Origin of the sequence: Streptomyces aureus (genome assembly GCF_001418135.1) — a bacterium.
Classification (GTDB): domain Bacteria; phylum Actinomycetota; class Actinomycetes; order Streptomycetales; family Streptomycetaceae; genus Streptomyces; species Streptomyces aureus_A.
Genome location: NZ_LIPQ01000598.1, coordinates 1 through 5,852, shown reverse-complemented (window position 1 = coordinate 5,852; position 5,852 = coordinate 1). Strand labels below are relative to the sequence as shown.

1 protein-coding gene is annotated in these 5,852 nt (G+C 73.8%); it reads left to right on the top strand.

Annotated elements, in window-relative coordinates:
• On the top strand, positions 1-5,852 hold a 5,852-nt coding region (locus AOK00_RS34740), incomplete at both ends, for a non-ribosomal peptide synthetase (RefSeq protein ID WP_159041924.1).

Here is a 5,852-nt window from a genome sequence, read left to right as displayed (position 1 = left end):
GTACACGTCGGGGTCGACGGGGCGGCCGAAGGGTGTGGTCGTGCCGCATGGTGCGCTGCGGAACTTCTTGTGGTCGATGGGTTCGCAGGTGGAGCTGTCGGCGGGGGAGAAGTGGCTGGCGGTGACGACGTTCGGTTTCGACATCTCGCTGCTTGAGGTCTTCCTGCCGCTGGTCTCCGGTGCCGTGGTGGTGATCGCGGATCGTGATGTGGTGCGTGATCCGGCCCGGTTGGGTGCTCTGGTGCGGTCCGAGGGTGTGTCGGTGATGCAGGCGACGCCGAGTCTGTGGCGTGCGCTGGTGGAGACGGATCCGGGGGCTGCGCGGGATCTGAGGATCCTGGTCGGCGGCGAGGCGGTGGACGCCGCTCTCGCGGGTGCGCTCGCCCAGGCGGGTGGGTCGGTGTGGAACATGTACGGGCCGACGGAGACGACGATCTGGTCGACCAGTGCCCTGCTGTCGGGCGACGGGGGTACGCCGATCGGTGCGCCGATCGCCAACACGCAGGTGTATGTCCTCGACGGCCGGCTGCGGCTGGTGCCGCCGGGTGTGCCGGGCGAGTTGTACATCGCCGGTGAGGGTGTGGCGCGTGGTTACCTCGGGCGTCCGGGTCTGACCTCGGAGCGGTTCGTGACGGATCCGTTTGGCGCGCCTGGTGCGCGGATGTACCGGACGGGTGATCTGGTCCGGTGGACGGACGCGGGTGTTCTGGAGTTCGTCGGACGTGTCGACGACCAGGTGAAGGTGCGTGGTTACCGCATCGAGCTCGGCGAGGTCGAGTCGGCGCTGGCGAGGGTGGAGGGCGTCGCCCGTGCCGTCGCCATGGTCCGCGAGGACTCCCCGAACGACCGCCGGCTCGTCGGCTACGTCGTCCCCGCGGAAGGGGTGTCCCTCGACCCGGAGGCGGTCCGTCGTCGGACCGCCGCGCTCCTCCCCGAGTACATGGTCCCCTCCGGCGTGGTCGTCCTCGACGCGGTGCCGTTGACGCCGAACGGCAAGACGGACCGCAAGGCCCTGCCCGCGCCCGCTGTCTCGGGCGTCGTCCGCCGTGAGGCGCGCACCGCCCAGGAGGACATCCTCTGCGGGCTGTTCGCGGAGATCCTGGGTCTGGCCCGGGTCGGGATCGACGACAGTTTCTTCGACCTCGGGGGGCACTCCCTGCTCGCGACCCGGCTCGTCTCCCGCATCCGTACCGTCCTCGGCGTCGAACTCCCCGTCCGCGCCCTGTTCGAGACCCCGACCGTCGCCGCCCTCGCCCGTCACCTCGACGGCGGCGGCGCGGCGGCCGCCCGTACCGCGCTCGTCCCCCAGCGGCGGCCGGCCGCGATCCCGCTCTCCTACGCGCAGCGCCGGCTGTGGTTCATCAACCAGCTCGACACCGACAGTCCGCTCTACAACATCTCCCTCGGCCTGCGCCTGCACGGCCCGCTGGACGCCGTCGCGCTGGAGGCCGCGCTCGCCGACGTGGTGACCCGCCACGAGTCCCTGCGTACGGTCTTCCCCGCACCCGACGGCACGCCCACGCAGGTCGTGCTCGACGCCGGGACCGTCACGGGCCGGATCCTGCGGACCGCCGACGCCACGGAGGACGAGGTCGCCGCGCAGGTCGCCGCGACCGTCCGGCACGGTTTCGACCTGGCCGAGCAGACCCCGCTCCGTGCCACGCTGCTCACCGTCGGCCCGGACGAGCACGTCCTCGTGCTGGTGCTGCACCACATCGCCGGCGACGCCTGGTCCATGCGCCCGCTCGCCCGCGACCTGGGCGATGCCTACACCGCCCGGTGCGAGGGCGCCGCGCCGCAGTGGTCCCCGCTGCCCGTCCAGTACGCCGACTACGCGCTGTGGCAGCGCGAGGTACTGGGCGACGAGGCCGACCCGGACAGCGAGATCGCCCGCCAGCTCGCCCACTGGACGCAGACCCTCGCCGGCCTGCCCGACGAGCTGACCCTGCCCACCGACCGCCCGCGCCCCGACGCCTCCACGCACCGGGGCGAGCGGATCCGCTTCGCCCTGGACGCCGCACTGCACCGGCAGCTCCTGAGCCTCGCCCGGGAGTCCGGCACCAGCCTGTTCATGGTCCTCCAGGCGGCCCTGGCGAGCCTGCTGACCCGCCTCGGCGCGGGTACGGACATCCCCATCGGCACGCCGATCGCGGGCCGCACCGACGACGCCGCGGAGGAGCTGGTCGGCTTCTTCATCAACGAGCTCGTGCTGCGCACGGACACCTCGGGAAACCCGTCCTTCCGTGACCTGCTGGCCCGGGTCCGGGAGACCGACCTCGCGGCGTACGCCCACCAGGACGTGCCGTTCGAGCGCCTCGTCGAGGCCCTGAACCCGCCCCGCTCCCTCGGCCGCCACCCCCTGTTCCAGATCGTCCTCGCCCTGCAGAACACCGCGCAGCCCACCCTGGAGCTGCCGGGTCTGACCGTCGGAGCCGAGCCGGGCAGCGGCGGCGTGGCCCGCTTCGACCTGTCCTTCGGCCTCAACGAGCGCCTCACCGCCGACGGCGCGCCCGCCGGCCTCGACGCCCTCGCCGAGTTCGCCACGGACCTGTTCGACCGCGCGACGGTCGAGGCGATGGCGGACCGTTTCGTCACCGTCCTGAAGGCCGTGGTCGCGGACGCCGACCGGCGGATCGAGGACCTCGACATCCTGAGCTCCGCCGAGCGCGAGCTGCTGCTCTACGGCTGGAACGACACCGCCCGCCCCCTGCCGGACCTGCTCGTGCCGCAGATGATCGAGGCCCAGGCCGCCCGCACCCCGGACGCACCGGCCGTGACCGGCGGCGACGTGACCCTGACGTACGCGGAGCTGAACGAGCGTGCGAACCGGCTGGCGCATCTGCTGATCGGGCGGGGCGCGGGTCCGGAGTCGATCGTGGCGATCGCGGTGCCGCGGTCGCCGGAGATGGTCGTCGCCGTGCTCGCCGTGCTGAAGTCCGGCGCGGCCTACCTGCCGGTCGACACCGAGTACCCCGCCGACCGCATCGCCTACATGCTGGCCGACGCCGCGCCCGCCCTGGTCGTCACCGCCCAGGACGTCGTGCCGCACCTGCCCAAGGCCGCCACCAAGCCCGTCCTGGCCCTCGACGCCCCGGCGACCGTCGCCGAACTCGCCGGGCAGCGCGCGGACGACCCCGCCGACGCGGACCGCACAGCACCGCTGCTGGCCGACCACGCCGCGTACGTCATCTACACCTCCGGCTCCACCGGCACCCCGAAGGGTGTCGTCGTCCGTCACGCGGGCCTCGCCGACTACGTCGCGGGCGCCGCCGCCGACTACCGGGGCGTCGCGGGCACGGTGCCGCTGCACTCCTCGGTCTCCTTCGACACCACGGTGACCTCGCTGCACGTCCCGCTCACCGTCGGCGGGCGCATCCGGCTCACCGACTTCCTCGAAGAAGCCGTCGAGCAGGACTTCAGCCTGCTGAAGGTGACGCCCAGCCACCTCGGCCTGCTCACCGACTCCGTCGAACCGGCCGACGCCGACGCCGAACTCCTCGTCGCCGGCGAGGCCCTCACCTCGGCCGCCGTCGCCCCCTGGCGCCGTCGGCACCGGAGCGGCGCGGTCTTCAACGTCTACGGTCCCACGGAGACCACCGTCAGCGCCGTCCAGCACCGCGTCGCCCCCGGCGAGGAACTGCCGGACGGAGCCGTCCCGATCGGCCGTCCGCTGCGCAACACCCAGGCGTACGTACTCGACCGGCGGCTCAACCCGGTCCCCGCCGGCGTCCCCGGCGAGCTGTACCTCGCCGGCGACGGCGTGGCCCGCGGCTATCTGAACCGCACCGCGCTCACCGCCGAACGCTTCGTCGCCGACCCGTTCGGCCCCGCCGGCACGCGGATGTACCGCACCGGCGACGTGGTCCGCCACCGCCCCGACGGCGCCCTGGAGTTCGTCGGCCGCGCCGACGACCAGGTGAAGGTCCGCGGCCACCGCATCGAGCTCGGCGAGGTCGAGTCCGCGCTCTCCGCGGTCCCCGGCGTCGCACGCGCCGTCGCCGCCGTGCGCGAGGACACCCCCGGCAACCGTCGTCTGGTCGGCTACCTCGTCCCCGTCGAGGGCGCGGCGCCGGACGCCGAGGCGGTCCGCCGCCATGTCGCCGCCGTGCTGCCCGAGTACATGGTCCCCTCGGCGGTCGTCACCCTCGACGCGGTGCCGCTGACCCCGAACGGCAAGACCGACCGCACGGCCCTGCCCGCGCCGCAGCACACCGCGGCGGTACGGGGCCGGGAACCGCGCACCCCGCAGGAAGCGATCCTGTGCGGGCTGTTCGCCGAGGTCCTCGGCGTCGGCCGGGTCGGCATCCACGACGGCTTCTTCGCGCTCGGCGGCCACTCGCTGCTCGCGACCCGGCTGCTCAGCCGCATCCGCTCGGTCCTGGGCGTCCAGCTCGGCATCCGGGCCCTCTTCGAGGCCCCGACCGTCGCCGGTCTCGCCGAGCGCCTCGACGGCGCCGGCTCGGCCCGCCCGGCCCCCGCCCCGGCGGAGCGGCCCGACGCGGTCCCGCTGTCGTTCGCCCAGCGCCGCCTGTGGTTCATCAACCAGATGGACCCGACGAGCCCGCTCTACAACATCCCCATGGTCCTGCGCCTGTCCGGAGGACTCGACCGGGCGGCCCTCGGCGCGGCGCTCGCCGACGTGGCGCAGCGCCACGAGAGCCTGCGGACGGTCTTCCCGGCCACCGACGGCGAACCCCGTCAGGCCGTCCTCGACGGCGAGGCGCAGCCCGTCGGCCTCACCGTCCTGGACGCCTCCGACGAGAACTCCTCCGACCCGCAGAACCGGATCGCCGACCTCCTCGGCCGCGGCTTCGACCTGACCCGGGAGGTCCCGCTGCGGGCCACCCTGCTCGCCACCGGCCCGGACGAGCACGTCCTCGTCCTCGTCCTGCACCACATCGCCGGCGACGCCTGGTCCCTCGCCCCACTCGCCACGGACCTCTCCACGGCCTACGCGGCCCGCCTCCGGGGTGACGCCCCGCAGTGGACGCCGCTCCCCGTCCAGTACGCCGACTACACGCTGTGGCAGCGCGAGCTGCTCGGCGACGAGGCCGACCCGGACAGCGAGATCGCCCGCCAGCTCACCCACTGGACCGACGTGCTCGCCGGTCTGCCGGAGGAGCTGGCCCTGCCCACCGACCGGCCCCGGCCGCCGACCGGCGCCCAGCGCGGCGCGAAGCTGCGCTTCGCCTTCGACGCCCAGTTGCACCGCCGACTGCTGGCCCTCGCCGGCTCCACGGGCACCAGCCTCTTCATGGTCCTCCAGGCCGGACTCGCGTCCGTCCTCAGCCGGCTCGGGGCGGGCGACGACATCCCGATCGGCGCTCCGATCGCCGGCCGCACCGACGACACCCTCGACGACCTCGTCGGCTTCTTCCTGAACACCCTGGTCCTGCGCACCGACACCTCCGGCGCCCCGTCCTTCCGCGAACTGCTCGCCCGCGTCCGGGACACCGACCTCGCCGCGTACGCCAACCAGGACCTGCCGTTCGAGCGGATCGTCGAGGCGCTCAACCCGCAGCGCTCGCTGACCCGTCACCCCCTCTTCCAGGTGACGCTGACCGTGCAGAACTCCCGCGACGCCGCGCTCGAACTGCCCGGCCTGACCGTGTCCGCCGAGGCCGGCGCGTCCTCCTGGGCACGGTTCGACCTCTCCCTCGGCCTCGGCGAACGGCACACCGCGAACGGCGTCCCGAACGGCCTCGAAGGCGTCGCCGACTACTCCGCCGACCTCTTCGACCGCGAGACCGTCGACACCGTCGTCGGCCGACTGGAGCGCCTGCTGCGCGCCGTCGTCGCCGACCCCGACCGCCCCATCGGCGACATCGACATCCTGGATGCCGCCGAGCGTG